The organism is Pseudomonas deceptionensis (assembly GCF_900106095.1).
GTDB classification, from domain to species: domain Bacteria; phylum Pseudomonadota; class Gammaproteobacteria; order Pseudomonadales; family Pseudomonadaceae; genus Aquipseudomonas; species Aquipseudomonas deceptionensis.
Genome location: NZ_FNUD01000002.1, coordinates 3976106 through 3991051 on the forward strand (window position 1 = coordinate 3976106; position 14946 = coordinate 3991051).

Genomic DNA, 14946 nt, shown 5'->3' on the forward strand with positions numbered 1-14946 from the left:
GCCATAACCCGAATGGCTGCCATATAAGCGCGTCTTTTAAATTAAACGAGTCATACCATGAGTGCCGGATTCACCGAGGACGACATGCGCAGAGCGCTCGGCCTTGACCTACCTGCTGCCCCTGTTCAACCCGAGGTCGAAGCGGCCCCGGCCAAAGTCGCGCCAGCCCCCAAGCCTGCCCCGAAGAAAGTTGCTGCCCCTGCCCCGGCGCAATCACCTGCGCCCAAAAAACGCAGCGGCCCGATCCTTCGCGTCACGATGCGGGTAACCAAAGTGTTCGACGGCGAAGAAACCCTGTTCGTGCACGACTCCAAGGACCTGAGCCGGTTCAATGCCGAACAAGAGGCCAAAAAGGCACTGGCCAAGGCCGGCTTCAAATACTTTGAACTCTCGTCCATCGTGTCTGTGGACTGACGTTAAGTCATCAACCTGCCCGGCAAACGTCAGGCCCCTCGCGCCCATCCAAGGAGCCCGTACATGCAATCCCAACCCCTGAACGCCAGCGACTTTGAAGTGATCGAAAACACGCTGCTCAAATACGGCGACGATCACTCTGTCCTCAACCCTTCAGAACTGGACGGCTACTTCACGGCCCTGGTTTCGAGCCCGACACGGGTGGATATCGCCGATTGGTTCCCGGCGATCTGGGGCGGTCAGAACCCGGCCTGGCAAACCCCGCAGGAAGCCAAGCAGTTCATCGAGTTGAGCGTGCGCCACATCAACACCCTTGCCAGGCAACTGGCCGAGGACAGCGTTGCATTCGCTCCCCGCTTCGAACAGACCGAGCACCTGGGGCAAGACGTGACGCTGGCTGAAGAGTGGTGCTTCGGTTACACCCGCGCAGTTGCTATCTGCAACTGGCCGGCATTGCCTGCACCCCAGGCCATCCTGCTGCAAGCCATTGCCGATTGTGCCGAGCAGGACAACTTCGAACTGCCCGAAGACCTGGACGTGGTGGCTCATCAGCAAGCTGTTGCCGCCATTGCGCCGGCTGCACGGGCACTGCATGACTTCTGGTTGAGCCAGCGCTGATCCATGACCACCCTCACCCACTTCGACACCCCGGTCAGCGAGCCGATCAACAGCCAGATCCTGCAGCTGGTGGTCGACCACCTCACCGACATCAGCGCGATGGAAATCGCGCCGAGCAACCTGCTGTACAGCATTTATCAATATGCCATTGGCTTTGAAGTGCACCTGTACCTGCAAGCCCTTGGCGGGTCCAAGGGTATTGCGGTTGAGCTGATCGTCGCGACCGACGCTCAAGACCCACTGAAGGTGACCGGCTTCGCTCTGTACCTGCCGACCAAGGATGACCCGCAGGCCTGCGCCATCGCCTACATGGCAGAACTGGCCAGCCATCGCCATCTGGGTGTCACCCGGGCAATGGTGCAAGAAGTGGTGCGCCGCTACCCCCATACCGAACTGAGCTGTTCAGTGGCCAGGGTAGCGGCGTTTCAAGCCATGGGTTTGCAAGTCATCGGTACCCGCGGCCCGCAAGTACTGATGAACACCCGCGACCACAGCAGCGATGGCTTGACGGGCGTTCTCGACGTGGCAGCGATCTACAACTCCACTGAAGTGCGCCAGATCCATACCTACCTGCTGCAACGCAACGGCAAAAAGGCGATGCTCGACGCGGAAAAAAAACGTGACCGTCAAATCGACCAGCTGACGGCCAGGGCCAAAGCCTTCGTGGCCCAGGCAAAAGACTAAAAAGCAGAAATAACGCATCATGGGCGCACTCCGCTTAGAGGGAACCTAAATGCGTACTCACTTTACCCTGGCCCGCCTCGGTGCCTTGACCCTGGGTCTGGCGTTTGGCCCTTGGGCCTTCGCCAGCGAAGAGTCGCAACTGATCGAGTCAATCAATGCCTGGCGCAGCCAGATCCAGCTGTGCGGGGGGCAGCCCTCCCAAGAGCTGCCGCCGTTGTCGGCGGACACCCGGCTGATACTGCCGGCCAGCAGCTTCGGGGATCTGCAGCAAGCACTCGGACGGGCTGCGTACCCGATGGTCAACGTGCAGGCGATCAATCTCTCCGGCCCCCGCGATGCCCAGGCCGCCATGAAGGCCGTGCAGGAAAGCTTCTGTCGCGTGGTGCTGGACCCTCAGTTTGTCGATATCGGCGTCAGCCATGACCAGCGCGACTGGCGCATCGTGCTGGCCCGCCCGCTGCTGGCGGCACGCTTGGGCGACTGGCAAGCCGAAGGCCGCAAGGTACTTGAAATGCTCAACAGCGCCCGCACCCAGCCACGCCAGTGCGGCACCCAAGCCTTCGGCCCTGCAGCCCCGCTGACCTGGAGTGCCCCGCTGGCAACCGCCGCCGAAACCCATTCGCGGGACATGGCCAATAACAACTACTTCGATCACAAAGGTCGCGATGGCTCTACACCAGGCGATCGCGCTGAACTGGCGGGTTATGACGCGCAACAGATCGGTGAAAATATCGCGGCCGGACAAGACACCACGCGCAAGCTGGTTGACGGCTGGCTGGCCAGCCCTGGCCATTGCGCCAACGTGATGAACCCGCAGTTTCGCGAGGTGGGTGCCGCCTATGCGGTAGACCCGAAGAGTGACGCAGGGATTTACTGGACGGCGTTGTTCGGTACGCAGTAAATGCGCAGAGGGAGTAGCGAAGGGATCTTGCGAGGATAAAGCGAACAAAGAAGCCCCACCCGACGGCCGTCAGGTGGGGCTTTTTTTTACAGCGCCATGTCGGCCGCTGGGTTGCTTGGCGCAGGCTTGGCCGGCGCAGCAGGTGCTGCTGGTGTAGCGGTTGCTGCAGGGATCGCAGGCGGTGGAGTCAACTGCAGAACTTCAGCAGTGTATGCCCACTCCTGAGCAACGCGCTCAGGCGAACCGTTGAGCTTGGTGCCGTAGCTCGGCACGATCTGGTGCAGCTTGGCTTGCCACTCTGGCGTTGCAACCTTGTCCTTGAACACGGTTTCTAGCACGGTCAGCATGATCGGCGCAGCGGTAGAGGCACCCGGCGATGCGCCCAGCAGACCTGCGATGCTGCCATCTTTGGCGCTGACAATCTCGGTACCGAGTTTCAGCACGCCGCCCTTCTCTTCATCACGCTTGATGATCTGAACGCGCTGGCCGGCTTGCCACAGGCGCCAGTCTTCAGGCTTGGCGTTCGGGAAGTACTCTTTGAGAGCATTGAAGCGGTCTTCGTCGGACAACATCAGTTGGCCGGCCAGGTACTCAACCAGTGGGTACTGTTCGATACCGACTTTGGTCATTGGCCAGATGTTGTGGGTCGTAGTGCTGGTCAGCAGGTCGAAGTACGAGCCTTCTTTGAGGAACTTGGTGGAGAAGGTCGCGAACGGGCCAAACAGGATGACGCGCTTGCCATCCAGCACGCGGGTGTCCAGGTGAGGAACCGACATCGGTGGTGCGCCAACCGAAGCCTTACCGTAGGCCTTGGCCAAGTGCTGCTGGGCTACAGTCGGGTTTTCGGTGACCAGGAACGAGCCGCCAACCGGGAAGCCGGCGTATTCCTTGGCTTCTGGAATGCCGGACTTCTGCAGCAAGTGCAGTGCACCGCCGCCAGCGCCGATAAACACGAACTTGGCATCAGTTTCGGTCTTGGTGCCGTCTTTCAGGTTTTTGTACACCACACGCCATGAACCATCTTCATTGCGCTTGATGTCTTCAACTTCGCTCGACAGTTTCAGCGAGAAGTTAGGCTTGGTTTGCAGGTAGGCCGCAAACTGGCGCGTAATTTCGCCGAAGTTCACGTCGGTACCGATCGGGGACCAGGTGGCCGCGATTTTCTGGTTCGGGTCACGCCCTTCCATCATCAGCGGAACCCACTTCTTGATCTGAACCGGGTCTTCGGAGTACTGCATGCCCGCGAACAGAGGGCTGGCCTGCAGAGCTTCGTAGCGCTTCTTCAAGAACTTGATGTTGTCATCGCCCCACACAAAGCTCATGTGCGGAGTGGAGTTGATGAACGAACGCGGGTCTTTCAGAACACCGTTCTTGACCTGCCACGACCAGAACTGACGCGATACCTGGAAAGCTTCATTGATTTCAATGGCCTTCGGGATTTCAACGTTGCCGTTCTTGTCTTCAGGCGTGTAGTTCAACTCGGCCAGGGCCGAGTGGCCCGTACCGGCGTTGTTCCAGCCGTTGGAGCTCTCAAGGGCAACGCCATCGAGACGTTCAATCATCTCCATGGACATGCCAGGTTCCAGCTCGTTGAGCCAGACACCCAAAGTAGCGCTCATGATGCCGCCACCGATCAGCAGCACGTCGACTTGTTTGGTCTCGGCAGCCTGCACGGACGAAAGTCCCATGGTCAGCGCCAGGCCCAGTAGCCCCTTATTCACTTTTTTGAACATGTTGTAGTACCTAAGATAAAACGCCATCTACCCGGCACGCGGAGCATGAAGTCCTTCGACCCACCACAGGCTTGTCGCCTGCAATCGAGTCATCCCTCAAGCCCGGAACGGGCAGATATATAAGGCCTGTGCACGTTACAGACCTCACTTTATGTACCTTGGGCGCTGATCTCTTGTTGGTTTTGGCTTCAGCTACTTGGGTGACATTTATGGTGTAACTAATGCGACTCCCTTAATGTCCGGCCTGCTCACAACTCCTTCCGGGAAGCTGCGTGGAAACGAAAATCCGGGGCGGCCAGCCGACTAGCCGCGACATTCTACCTCAGGCAGCACGGTGGGCGAAGTGCCAGCCGGGCTACAGAGGACAAATCCGGGCATAAAGCTCAGGTATAATCGCGCCTTTGCCCCGCCTATCAACAGGATTCACCCATGTCTTTAAGCAAGCGCACTCAGGCACAGATTGAACGCCGCCTGATTACCTCCCTGACCGAGGTCTGCGAAACGGCCAAAACACAGATCCCGGGGTTTGTCTGGCTGACTCATGTGGTCGACTACGAGGCCTTCCCGGCCAGCCTGAAGGTGGTCTGGGTATTCGACACCCAGGACAGTAAAGACTTCGCCCTGGCTGATGGCGAGGCCACCTTTATGGGTGAGCTGACGGCACAGGCACTGGCGGATGCCCAGGTGAAGGTACGCAATGGCTCGGCCCACGTGTATTTCGACTCCGAAGAAGAATGCCAGCGCAGCTGCGGCGGCAACTGGCCAAAGCGTCTGGCCCAGAAGCAGACAGGCCGCTGAGCCGTGGCAAAAGACATTGAAAACCCGTGCATTGCGGTGTGCCAGCTAAGTGGCGAGTTATGCGTGAGTTGCGGGCGTACCAAGGAAGACATCCGCAAGTGGCGGAGCATGAAGCGCCCGGAAAAAATGGCCGCCGTGCAACGCGCCAGCACGCGGCTCAAGAGCCTGCGCAAAAAGAACAGTTAGGCGCTACGTCAGGTACTTGCCGAACCAGCCCAGCGTCCGGTTCCAGGCCAGCGTCGCCGCTGCTTCATCGTAGCGAGGCGTGGAATCGTTATGAAAACCGTGATTTACCCCAGGGTAGACATGCCCTTCATAGACTTTTCCATTGGCCTTCAGCGCCTGTTCAAACGCCGGCCAGCCTTCATTGATCCGCGTGTCCAGCCCGGCGTAATGCAGCATCAGCGGCGCCTGAATCCGGCCGACCTCATCGGCACCGGGCTGGCGCCCGTAAAACGATACCGCTGCCCCCAATTCCGGGTAGGCCACGGCTGCCGCATTGGCCACCCCTCCTCCATAGCAGAAACCGGTAATCCCCACTTTGCCGGTGCTTGCGTCGTGTTGCATCAACCACTCCACCGCCGCAAAAAAGTCGTTCATCAGCTGGGTGGGGTCGACCTTTTGCTGCAGCGCCAGGCCCTGCTCGTCGTTGCCGGGGTAGCCGCCGACTGACGTCAGGCCATCGGGTGCCAGGGCAACAAACCCCGCCTTGCCCAGGCGCCGGGCGACATCCTCGATGTACGGGTTAAGCCCGCGGTTTTCATGCACCACCACCACGGCCGGCAACTTGCCAGTCGCCTTGGCGGGGCGCACAAGATAGCCGCGCACCTGGCCATGGCCTTTGGGCGAGGGATACATGACGTACTCGGCAACGATATCCGGGTCGGTAAAAGAGACCTGTTCGGCAAGGGCGTAGTTGGGGCTCAGTGCACTCAATACCGAGAGTGCTGACACGCCTGCAGTGAAAATCGCGGCTCGATCCAGAAACTCACGCCGATTAATCCGGCCGTGGGCGTAGTAGTCGTAGAGCTCAAGCAATTCAGGGGCAAAGTCTTTGGCGGTAAGGCGGGGCATCGCGTCACTCCCTTTGGACAGTTCTCGGTTCCCGCTTAACCATAGAGCAATATGCATCGCCCAACAGCCTGGTGTTCTGCAGAACGCCAGGCTGACCACAGAGGGCTAACGCTGACGCAGCGTATTGACCCCGCCCTGACTGGCCGTTTCACGCAGGTACTCGGCCATCGAATCATCCAGCGCCTGGAGCCAGCGCGTGTGATGGGGCACAGCGGTAGTACCTGTGATCACTGAGCGGTAGGACTTGTCGCGATAACCCATGATGTCGCGCTTTTTGTCCGTCTTCCACTTGAGGAAGATTTGATTTACCGCATCGATATCAAAGTTGGGGTAATCGGTCTGCTCGATCAGATGCTTGATGTAACTGCCCTGAAATTCGTACATGGATGCAGTGGTGTCCAGGCTTTCTTCCTCGGCCCGCCAGCGTGCGCTGTCGGCCTGCATAACGGCCTTCTCAGGCAAGGCAATGCGCCCCAGGATGCAGTCGCGAACGAACCAGGCTTGCGCATCGAACAGGTTAAAGCTGTACCAGAGATCCTGCATGCCGAGGTAGATCAGTTGCGGGTTCTGCTCCCAGAAAACACCCTGATACAGGCCCAGCGGCCAAAGTCGATTACCGGTTTTAAGGGTCAGTTCGTCAGGCAGAAAAGGAAAATGATGCTTGTAACCGGTGCACAGAATAATCGCATCGACCCGTTTGCTTGATCCGTCGGCGAAGTAGGCGATTTCACCCTCAACACGACTCAAAAGCGGACGTTCTTCCCAGCCCTTGGGCCATTTGTAGCCCATGGGCTGCGTGCGGTAGGTGCTGGTAATCGAACGCGCACCGTACTTGTAGCATTGCGAACCGATGTCTTCAGCCGAGTAACTGCTGCCGATAATCAGCAGATCCTTGCCTGTGAGTTCCGTGGCTTCGCGAAAGTCGTGGGCGTGCATGATGCGCCCCGAAAAACGCTCAAACCCCTCAAACTCAGGCACATGAGGGGTAGAGAAATGGCCGCTGGCCACGATCACATAATCGAAGACCTGAGTCTGTGTTTGCTCTTGCTCGTAGTCATACACCGTGACCGTGAATTCGCGCGTGTCCTCGTCAAAACTGACGTGCTTGACCGCCGTATTGAAGCGAATGAATTCGCGTACCCCCGCCTTGCGCACCCGGCCCTGTATGTAGTCCCACAGCACTTCACGAGGCGGATAGGAAGAAATCGGCCTACCGAAATGCTCGTCGAAACTATAGTCCGCGAATTCCAGGCATTCTTTCGGGCCGTTCGACCAGAGATAGCGGTACATGCTTGCGTGAACCGGCTCGCCGTGCTCATCCAGGCCTGTACGCCACGTGTAATTCCACATCCCCCCCCAATCGGCCTGCTTCTCGAAACAAACCACCTGCGGCATGACCGCGCCTTTGGCATGCGCCGATTGAAAAGCACGCAGCTGCGCGAGACCTGAAGGACCGGCACCGATAATTGCGACACGAACAGACATAGAATTTCCTCAACCGATTGAAAACTGAAAAAACAGAAACCCCACCCAAAAAAGGCCAAGCCCCGGGTGGTGAAAACACATTCAGAAATCAAAAAGTCGGCGGAGGAACCGAGCGACTGCGCTTGCCCGTAACAAGGGCATCTCGCAGCGATGTGGGTGGAACGTGAAAGCGTGTGGCTAACAATGAGCCAGGAGAAAGGGGGTGATGTCTCGGCCCGAATCCGTTACTGCATTGCGCAGAACGCGGGCCCGAAGGGCAAAAGATGCGTGTGTTCTCATACATTGAGCTTATTTAGCCTCTTATGGTTATTAATTACCTTTTACCTATAACGGATAGGGATTTGTATTACAAGGTTGTGTGGAGATGGATCACAGGCATCAATGACACCGACTGGGCCGCAAATCAGCATGCAAACGCCCTCAAAGACCCTGCTCAATGCAAGGTCTTGCTCTGACTTGATGGGATACCATGCGCGGCGTGCCTGATGCCTATCAGGTGCTACACAACCAAGAGGTATTAAACGGTGAGAATTGTACTTGTGCTGCTGTTGAGCGCGCTGTCCATGCAGGCCTTCGCGGCGAATATCGGTGAACGCCTGACGCCCTGGACCCTGATGGACCAGCACGACCAGCCCTACACGCTGGACACCAAAACCCGCGTATTGCTGGTGGCACGCAATATGGACGGTTCCAAACTGGTCAAGGCCGCACTGGAAAACCAGCCGAAGGGTTATCTGGAAGCGCGCAATGTCGCTTTCCTCGCCGATGTGCAACGCATGCCTTCGCTGATCGGCAAATTCATCGCGATCCCGGCCATGCGTGATTACAGCTACCGCGTCGTGCTCGACCGCGACGGCAGCATTGCCGCCCAATACCCGGGTGCTGAAGAGAAAGTGCTGTGGTTGCAACTGGACGACGGCACGCTGGTTTCCCAGCAGGAATTTGCTACCGCTGACGAGTTGCGTACCGCGCTGGAAAAACTGCCGGTTCAGTGATTGTCCGGGGCTCAGCCGCCACGGCTTCGAGCCCCCTCCCACCGCCTCACTCTTGGGCGCTATGCACCACCACCAGCAGTTGTGCCTGTTGCTCGCCCACCGAACGGATGCGGTGCGGTTTCTGCGCGTTGAAATGCAATGCATCCCCGCGATTGAGCAACACACGCTCATTCATGAAGTCCACTTCGACCTGCCCCTCGTGAACGAATAAAAACTCTTCGCCCGTGTGCTCCTTGAAGGCCTTGTCGATGAAATCGGCGGGCGGGTAAATCATGAAAGGCAGCATGCTGCGCTCCCCCACCTGATGGGCCAGCACCGCGTAGCCAAGGCTCTGGTCATTAGCCGCCAACGATTGACGCTCATCGCTGCGCACCAGGCTGTAGCTGTCGAGCCTGGCGCTTTCTTCGCTGAACAATTCTTCGACTTTCACATTCAGCGCTTTGGCCAGTTTCAGGGCCGCCGCAATCGACGGCGTATTCAGCCCGCGCTCGATTTTTGACAGATAACTCTTGGTCATGCCGGATTTTTCGGCCAGGGCCTCCAGGCTTATCCCGAGTTTTTTTCTCAGTAATTTCAATCGGATAGACATAAAAAACAGTTAACTCAGTTAAAAGGAAACGACTCACGCTTGCCAATGACACATTGTGTCATATAGGATCTTTCGTGTCATTTGCAGTCACCCATACCCTCCCTAGAGATGAGTGAACGGCGCACTCGACGCTCAATGAACGCATCAGAGGACACCTGTATGGCCAAGACACTAGCGCTCCCCAAAGACCAACTGGTCCAGCAAGCACTGAGTCAAATGCAACAAACCCTGGCGGATAATACGTGGACTGACCGGCAAAAGCTGGCACTCACCTGCCGTATTTTGTTCGAAAACGGCCACGACTCCGGCCTGGCCGGGCAAATAACCGCCCGCGGCCCGCAGCCCGGCACCTACTACACCCAGCAATTGGGCCTGGGTTTCGATGAAATCAGCGCGGGTAACCTGCTGCTGGTCAACGAGGATCTGGAAGTCCTCGAAGGCCACGGCATGCCCAACCCGGCCAACCGTTTCCACAGCTGGGTGTACCGCGCCCGACCGGACGTGAACTGCATCATCCATACCCACCCGACCCACGTCAGCGCGTTGTCGATGCTGGAGGTTCCACTGCAGATTTCGCACATGGACCTGTGCCCGCTGTATGACGACTGCGCGTTCCTCGAAGGCTGGCCGGGTGTACCGGTGGGCAACGAAGAAGGCGAGCTGATTGCCGGTGCATTGGGCAACAAACGGGCGGTGCTGCTTTCCCACCACGGTCAATTATCGACCGGGGCCAGCATTGAAGAAGCCTGCGTGATTGCGCAACTGATCGAACGGGCCGCCAGGCTGCAATTGCTGGCCATGGCTGCCGGCGAAATCAAGCCGATCCAGCCGGAACTGGGCCGCGAAGCCCATGACTGGATTGCCAGGCCCAAACGCCACACCGCCGCATTCAACTACTACGTCCGGCAAAACCTGCGTCGTCATGCCGATTGCCTCAACTGACTCCCACTTCTCCAAGGAATTCGACATGTCGACCCCTGATATCCACGGCATCATCGGCTACACCATCACCCCGTTTTCAGTTGACGGCGAACAGCTGGATCTGGAAGCGCTCGGGCTCTCCATCGACCGCCTGATCGACAGCGGCGTTCATGCCATTGCCCCCCTGGGCAGTACGGGCGAAGGCGCCTACCTGAGTGACAGCGAATGGGACCGGGTGTGCGAATTCAGCATCCAGCACGTGGCCCAACGCGTGCCGACCATCGTCAGCGTGTCTGACTTAACCACGGCCAAAGCCGTTCGCCGCGCGCGGTACGCCCAAGCCCGGGGCGCCGATGTGGTCATGGTGCTGCCTGCGTCCTACTGGAAGCTCAGCGAAAGCGAAATCCTCGCCCACTACCAGGCCATTGGCAGCAGCATCGACCTGCCGATCATGCTTTATAACAACCCGGCCACCAGCGGCACGGACATGTCGCCAGAGCTGATCCTGCGGATTTTCAATGCCGTGGAGAACGTCACCATGGTCAAGGAGAGCACAGGGGATATCCAGCGCATGCACCGTCTGCAACTGCTGGGCGAGGGGCAAGTGCCGTTTTACAACGGCTGCAATCCACTGGCACTGGAAGCCTTTGCCGCAGGCGCAAAAGGCTGGTGCACCGCAGCCCCCAACCTGATTGCGGAGCTCAACCTGGCGCTGTACGCAGCGGTTCAGGCCAACGATCTGCAACAGGCCCGGGCGCTGTTCTACCGTCAGCTGCCGTTACTGGATTTCATCCTCAAGGGCGGCTTGCCGGCAACCATCAAGGCCGGGTTGCGCAGCACCGGGCTGAAAGCCGGCAACCCGCGCCTGCCGGTATCGGCACTGGATGATGGCGCGTGCAAGCAGTTGCAAGGACTGCTCGACGCCCTGAGCTGATGAGTCCGGGATTTATCTGAGCCTGTGTGGTGTCCGGTCGCAGCCTTGCAGGTACGGGGGAAGGTTGCGTAGCAGTTGACGAGTGGTACGAGGCGGCGATCGAGGACAACGTCCCCGCACATCAGGTAACCGTGCTCAAGCCCGAAGAAATGCGCCGCATGGTTTTACGCAGCCTCGCTCCGCTTCTCAGCGGCTACGAAACTTCCCCGGCACTTGGCGGCAAGCACAAAACATCTGACGCCAGCGGCACCGCTCTTTTGGTGATCACGATCCGTGATCACGGCATCACCATAAACGATTGGCACACACAGGCAGCCTCGGTTGAAAGTGACGACATAGCCCCACTCATAAATCCAAGACAAGGAGGCCCCCATGCCCCAATCCCTGCCAACCCTGTGCGGTTCGATCATGGGCACGCCGTTTTCGCTCTCGGCCAAAATCCACAACGCGGCCTACGCGGCCCTGGGTCTGGACTACACCTTTGTCTGTTTTGGCGTCGAAGACCCGGGGGCCGCAGTGGCGGCCATCCGGGCGCTGGGCGTGCGCGGCATGAACGTGTCCATGCCCTACAAAACGGCAGTGATGGAGCATTTGGATGCCATCGACGAGTCAGCCCGAGTGATTGGCGCGGTCAACACCATCAATAACATCGACGGTGTACTGACCGGCTACAACACCGACTACCTGGGGGCGGTACGTGCCCTGCAGGAAGTCTGCGAACTGGGCAGCAAGCGTGTCGCCGTGATCGGTGCCGGCGGCGCAGCGCGCGCCGTGGTTTACGGCTGCCTGCACGCGGCGGCCCGGGTCACGGTGTTCAACCGCAACGCCGAGCGCGGCCAGGCACTGACCCAGGACCTGGGTGCGCAATGGGGCGGCAGCCTCGACGCATTCGACGCTCAGGCCTTCGATATCGTGATCAACGCGACATCCGTGGGCTTCAAACAGCCTGACAGCAACCCGCTGGACGGCCGCCTGGCCAGCCACCTGATTGTCATGGACGTGGCATTCATGCCCGTGCAGACCGCCCTGCTGTTGCAAGCCGCCGCGCTGGGCTGCCGCACCGTACCCGGCACACGCATGCTGGTGCTCCAGGCGTGTCGGCAAATCGAGTTGTACACCGGCCAGGATGCCCCCATCGACATCATGGAACAGGCCATGCTTGAAGAAATACAGAGGCTGAAATTGTAAGTAACCCTGCTGCCTATCAATAACAAGATGCCGTAAAGGCACCTACCAGAAGGTACCGCCATGACTCACGATCACGCCCCATCTGACATTGCCCCGCCCGTCGACGAGCCTGAACGCAAGAAGGATTTGCACCGTGCCGCCTGGGCCTGCTCCCTGGGCAGCGCCCTGGAGTACTACGACTTTGCCCTGTATACCCTGGCCGCTGCACTGATCTTCGGCCCGCTGTTCTTTCCTGAACAGACACGCACCATGAGCCTGATCGCCAGCTTCGGCACCTACTTCCTGGGCTTCGCGATACGGCCCCTTGGCGGTGTGCTGTTCGGGATGATCGGTGACCGCGTGGGGCGCAAGTTCGTGCTGACATCGACGGTGCTGCTGATGGGTATTTCCAGCACCTTGATCGGTGCCCTCCCCACTTTCAGCCAGGTCGGCTACCTGGCGCCAGTACTGCTGGTGGTCCTGCGCCTGCTCCAGGGCCTTGGCGCAGGGGCCGAACAGGCCGGTGCGGCAGTGATGATGACCGAGTACGCCCCCGAAGGCCGCCGCGGTTTCTACGCAGCCCTGCCATTCCTGGGCATTCAACTGGGCACCATCCTCGCGGCGGTGGTGTACTTCACGGTGGTCAGCAGCAGTGATAACGTCCTGGAAAGCGGACTGTGGCGCATACCGTTTTTCAGCAGCGTGGTGATCGTTGCCCTGGGCCTGTACATGCGGCTGTCACTCAAGGAGTCGCCGACTTTTATCCGCCTCAAGGCACTCAAACGCGTCTGCGAAAACCCGCTCAAAAGCGCGATGAAACATTCCAAACCAACACTGTTGATCGGCATTGGCCTGCGCCTGGGTGAAAATGGCGGTTCCTCGATTTATCAGGCCCTGGCCGTGAGCTACATCGTTAGCGTAGTCGGCCTGCAAGGGCCGGTGGGCGTACTGACCCTGATCTGCGCCGCCAGCCTCGGCGCGTTGACCGTACCGATTGCCGGCAAACTCAGCGACCGTTTTGGCCGGGTGGTGGTTTATCGGGCCTTTGCGCTGCTGCAACTGGTACTGGCCTTCCCGGTATGGTGGGTACTGAGCCAGGGCAACGTGGTGGCGAGCATCATCGCCATCTCCATCGCACTGGGCATCGGCACCTGGGGCATGTTCGGCACTCAGGCGGCGCTGATGCCTGAACTGTTCGGCTCCCGTCATCGCTACATGGGTGTCTCCATCGCCCGGGAAGCCTCGGCCGTCATCGCCGGCGGCATTGCCCCGCTGATCGGGGCCGGGCTGATCGCCCTGGTCGTGGCCAGCAACGACGGCGACCCTAACGCCGGTATCGGCGCATGGGTACCCATTGCCTGCTACCTGTCGCTGCTGACGCTGATCACCCTGTACACCACGTTCAAAACGCCAGAAACCCTTAACCGCGACCTGGATGAACCCCGTGATGCCTGGGAAATGATGCCAGCTCACAGCGTTGGAAGCGTGACACCGCAACCAGTGGTTCAACCTGCGACAAGGTAATGCTCAGGGCGCGCAGTTGAATCACACAAAAAAGCCTGCAGCGATGCAGGCTTTTTTTATGTCGGGCCCCAAGCTCCGAGGGAAACGGAGCAACTGCGCACTGCGACTCTGCACCCGGCAATGCCCCTCATGTGCGACGAGCGCCCTGGGGCAGGACGACATCAAAGAACGAACTGATCAGGCGGCTGGAGCGACGCTCGGCGAGGCAATAGAGATAGGTTTCGGTGTACAGCGGATCGCCTTCGATGCGGATCGTGCAGATACGGGGGTCGGCGATAAATTCCGCTTCGGATACCACTCCCAGCCCCATGCCACGCAGCACAGCTTCACGCAGCGCTTCTCGACTGCCCACTTCCATGGCAATGCGCGGGGCTACCTCTGCCGCCAGCAAGGCCTGTTCCAGTACAAGCCTCGTGGTTGACCCGGGTTCGCGTTGCAGCAACCGCTGGCCTTCCAGCTCTTGAAGCCGCACGGAGCCCCGCCCGGCGAAAGGGTGTTCATGGTGAGCAAACAGGATGATGGGGTGACGCGCGTAATGCACGGTACAGAGCCCGGGGTGCTCATGCCGCCCCGCCAGCACCGCGATATCCGTGACGTAACTTTCGAGATCGGCCAGCACCTGCGCCGAGTTGCCTACCCGGATCGAAACGTCGATGCGCGGATGACACTTCAGATAGCTGTCCACCATCTCAATCACATGAAACGGGCCAACGGCCCCCAGCTTTAGCTGCCCGCTGTCCAGCTGGCCGGAGTCGCGCAGCAGGTTGTGTGCATCCAGATCCAGTGCCGCCATCGCCTGGGCAATCGGCAGTAATTGCCGACCGACATCGGATAACTCGATGCGCCGCCCCCGACGATGAAACAGTTCAAGGTTGTATTGGCGCTCCAGGCTCTGTACTTGAGTGGTCAGCGTGGGCTGGCTGAGCCCCAGCGCTCTGGCCCCGGCACTAAAACTCCCGTGGCGCGCCACGGCGAGGAAAGCGCGCATCCTGGCGGTAGACATCCATAGACTCCATCAATAGTTGGCTGCTTAAACCCATATTGAATTGATCGCATGACTGTCACGTGACATTCCTAGCCTTGGGCAACTTCAAACAGCCTCGTGGAAT

At 59.2% G+C, this 14946-nt stretch carries 16 protein-coding genes; 11 read left to right on the forward strand and 5 right to left on the reverse strand.

Translation table 11 applies throughout. The features are described from left to right. Positions 1 to 57 precede the first annotated feature (57 nt). From BLW11_RS18270 to BLW11_RS18285, 4 genes are all read left to right on the forward strand, one after another. Complete coding sequence (locus BLW11_RS18270) at positions 58 to 414, forward strand: hypothetical protein (RefSeq protein WP_048361016.1); 357 nt, start codon at positions 58 to 60, stop codon at positions 412 to 414. 63 nt (positions 415 to 477) lie between these two features. Beyond that, on the forward strand, positions 478 to 1032 hold the full coding sequence (locus BLW11_RS18275) for a UPF0149 family protein (protein WP_048361015.1): 555 nt from the start codon (positions 478 to 480) through the stop codon (positions 1030 to 1032). Positions 1033 to 1035: 3 nt separating this feature from the next. Next, complete coding sequence (locus BLW11_RS18280) at positions 1036 to 1716, forward strand: hypothetical protein (RefSeq protein ID WP_048361014.1); 681 nt, start codon at positions 1036 to 1038, stop codon at positions 1714 to 1716. A 49-nt stretch (positions 1717 to 1765) separates the two neighbouring features. Next, positions 1766 to 2617, forward strand: coding sequence for a CAP domain-containing protein (locus tag BLW11_RS18285; protein ID WP_048361013.1), 852 nt, complete (start codon positions 1766 to 1768; stop codon positions 2615 to 2617). A gap of 86 nt (positions 2618 to 2703) precedes the next feature. Here the strand turns inward: BLW11_RS18285 and mqo are convergent, their stop codons facing one another. Beyond that, entirely contained in the window at positions 2704 to 4350 is a 1647-nt protein-coding gene (gene mqo, locus BLW11_RS18290; protein WP_048361012.1) for a malate dehydrogenase (quinone), read from the reverse strand. A 429-nt stretch (positions 4351 to 4779) separates the two neighbouring features. Between mqo and BLW11_RS18295 the strand changes: the two genes are divergently transcribed. Both BLW11_RS18295 and BLW11_RS18300 read left to right on the forward strand, forming a co-directional pair. Continuing rightward, complete coding sequence (locus tag BLW11_RS18295) at positions 4780 to 5148, forward strand: hypothetical protein (RefSeq protein ID WP_048361011.1); 369 nt, start codon at positions 4780 to 4782, stop codon at positions 5146 to 5148. A gap of 3 nt (positions 5149 to 5151) precedes the next feature. Next, positions 5152 to 5334, forward strand: a complete 183-nt coding sequence (locus BLW11_RS18300) for a DUF1289 domain-containing protein (protein WP_048361010.1) — start codon at positions 5152 to 5154, stop codon at positions 5332 to 5334. Positions 5335 to 5337: 3 nt separating this feature from the next. Here the strand turns inward: BLW11_RS18300 and yghX are convergent, their stop codons facing one another. Both yghX and BLW11_RS18310 read right to left on the reverse strand, forming a co-directional pair. After that, positions 5338 to 6222: a YghX family hydrolase gene (gene yghX, locus BLW11_RS18305; protein WP_048361009.1), complete on the reverse strand. Its 885-nt coding sequence runs from the start codon at positions 6220 to 6222 to the stop codon at positions 5338 to 5340. Between the two features lie 105 nt (positions 6223 to 6327). Further along, positions 6328 to 7707 carry a flavin-containing monooxygenase gene (locus BLW11_RS18310; RefSeq protein WP_048361008.1) on the reverse strand — a complete coding sequence of 460 codons (1380 nt, stop codon included), beginning with the start codon at positions 7705 to 7707 and terminating at the stop codon, positions 6328 to 6330. Positions 7708 to 8231: 524 nt separating this feature from the next. On the opposite strand from BLW11_RS18310, the gene BLW11_RS18315 reads away from it, so the two are divergent. Next, entirely contained in the window at positions 8232 to 8702 is a 471-nt protein-coding gene (locus BLW11_RS18315) for a hypothetical protein (RefSeq protein ID WP_048361007.1), read from the forward strand. A gap of 46 nt (positions 8703 to 8748) precedes the next feature. Here the strand turns inward: BLW11_RS18315 and BLW11_RS18320 are convergent, their stop codons facing one another. Then, positions 8749 to 9291: a helix-turn-helix domain-containing protein gene (locus tag BLW11_RS18320; RefSeq protein WP_048361006.1), complete on the reverse strand. Its 543-nt coding sequence runs from the start codon at positions 9289 to 9291 to the stop codon at positions 8749 to 8751. Positions 9292 to 9450: 159 nt separating this feature from the next. On the opposite strand from BLW11_RS18320, the gene BLW11_RS18325 reads away from it, so the two are divergent. The 4 genes from BLW11_RS18325 (at position 9451) to BLW11_RS18345 (ending at position 13837) form a co-directional block, all read left to right on the forward strand. Continuing rightward, a complete protein-coding gene (locus tag BLW11_RS18325; protein ID WP_048361005.1) occupies positions 9451 to 10233 on the forward strand; it encodes an aldolase in 783 nt (260 codons plus the stop codon). Between the two features lie 25 nt (positions 10234 to 10258). Then, positions 10259 to 11146 (forward strand): dihydrodipicolinate synthase family protein, encoded by an 888-nt coding sequence (locus BLW11_RS18330; protein ID WP_048361004.1) that lies wholly within the window; start codon positions 10259 to 10261, stop codon positions 11144 to 11146. 372 nt (positions 11147 to 11518) lie between these two features. Next, positions 11519 to 12334: a shikimate dehydrogenase gene (gene aroE, locus BLW11_RS18340; RefSeq protein WP_048361002.1), complete on the forward strand. Its 816-nt coding sequence runs from the start codon at positions 11519 to 11521 to the stop codon at positions 12332 to 12334. Between the two features lie 60 nt (positions 12335 to 12394). After that, positions 12395 to 13837, forward strand: a complete 1443-nt coding sequence (locus BLW11_RS18345) for an MFS transporter (protein WP_048361001.1) — start codon at positions 12395 to 12397, stop codon at positions 13835 to 13837. 127 nt (positions 13838 to 13964) lie between these two features. Here BLW11_RS18345 and BLW11_RS18350 read toward each other — a convergent pair whose 3' ends face one another. Beyond that, positions 13965 to 14840: a LysR substrate-binding domain-containing protein gene (locus tag BLW11_RS18350; protein WP_048361000.1), complete on the reverse strand. Its 876-nt coding sequence runs from the start codon at positions 14838 to 14840 to the stop codon at positions 13965 to 13967. Positions 14841 to 14946 lie beyond the last annotated feature (106 nt).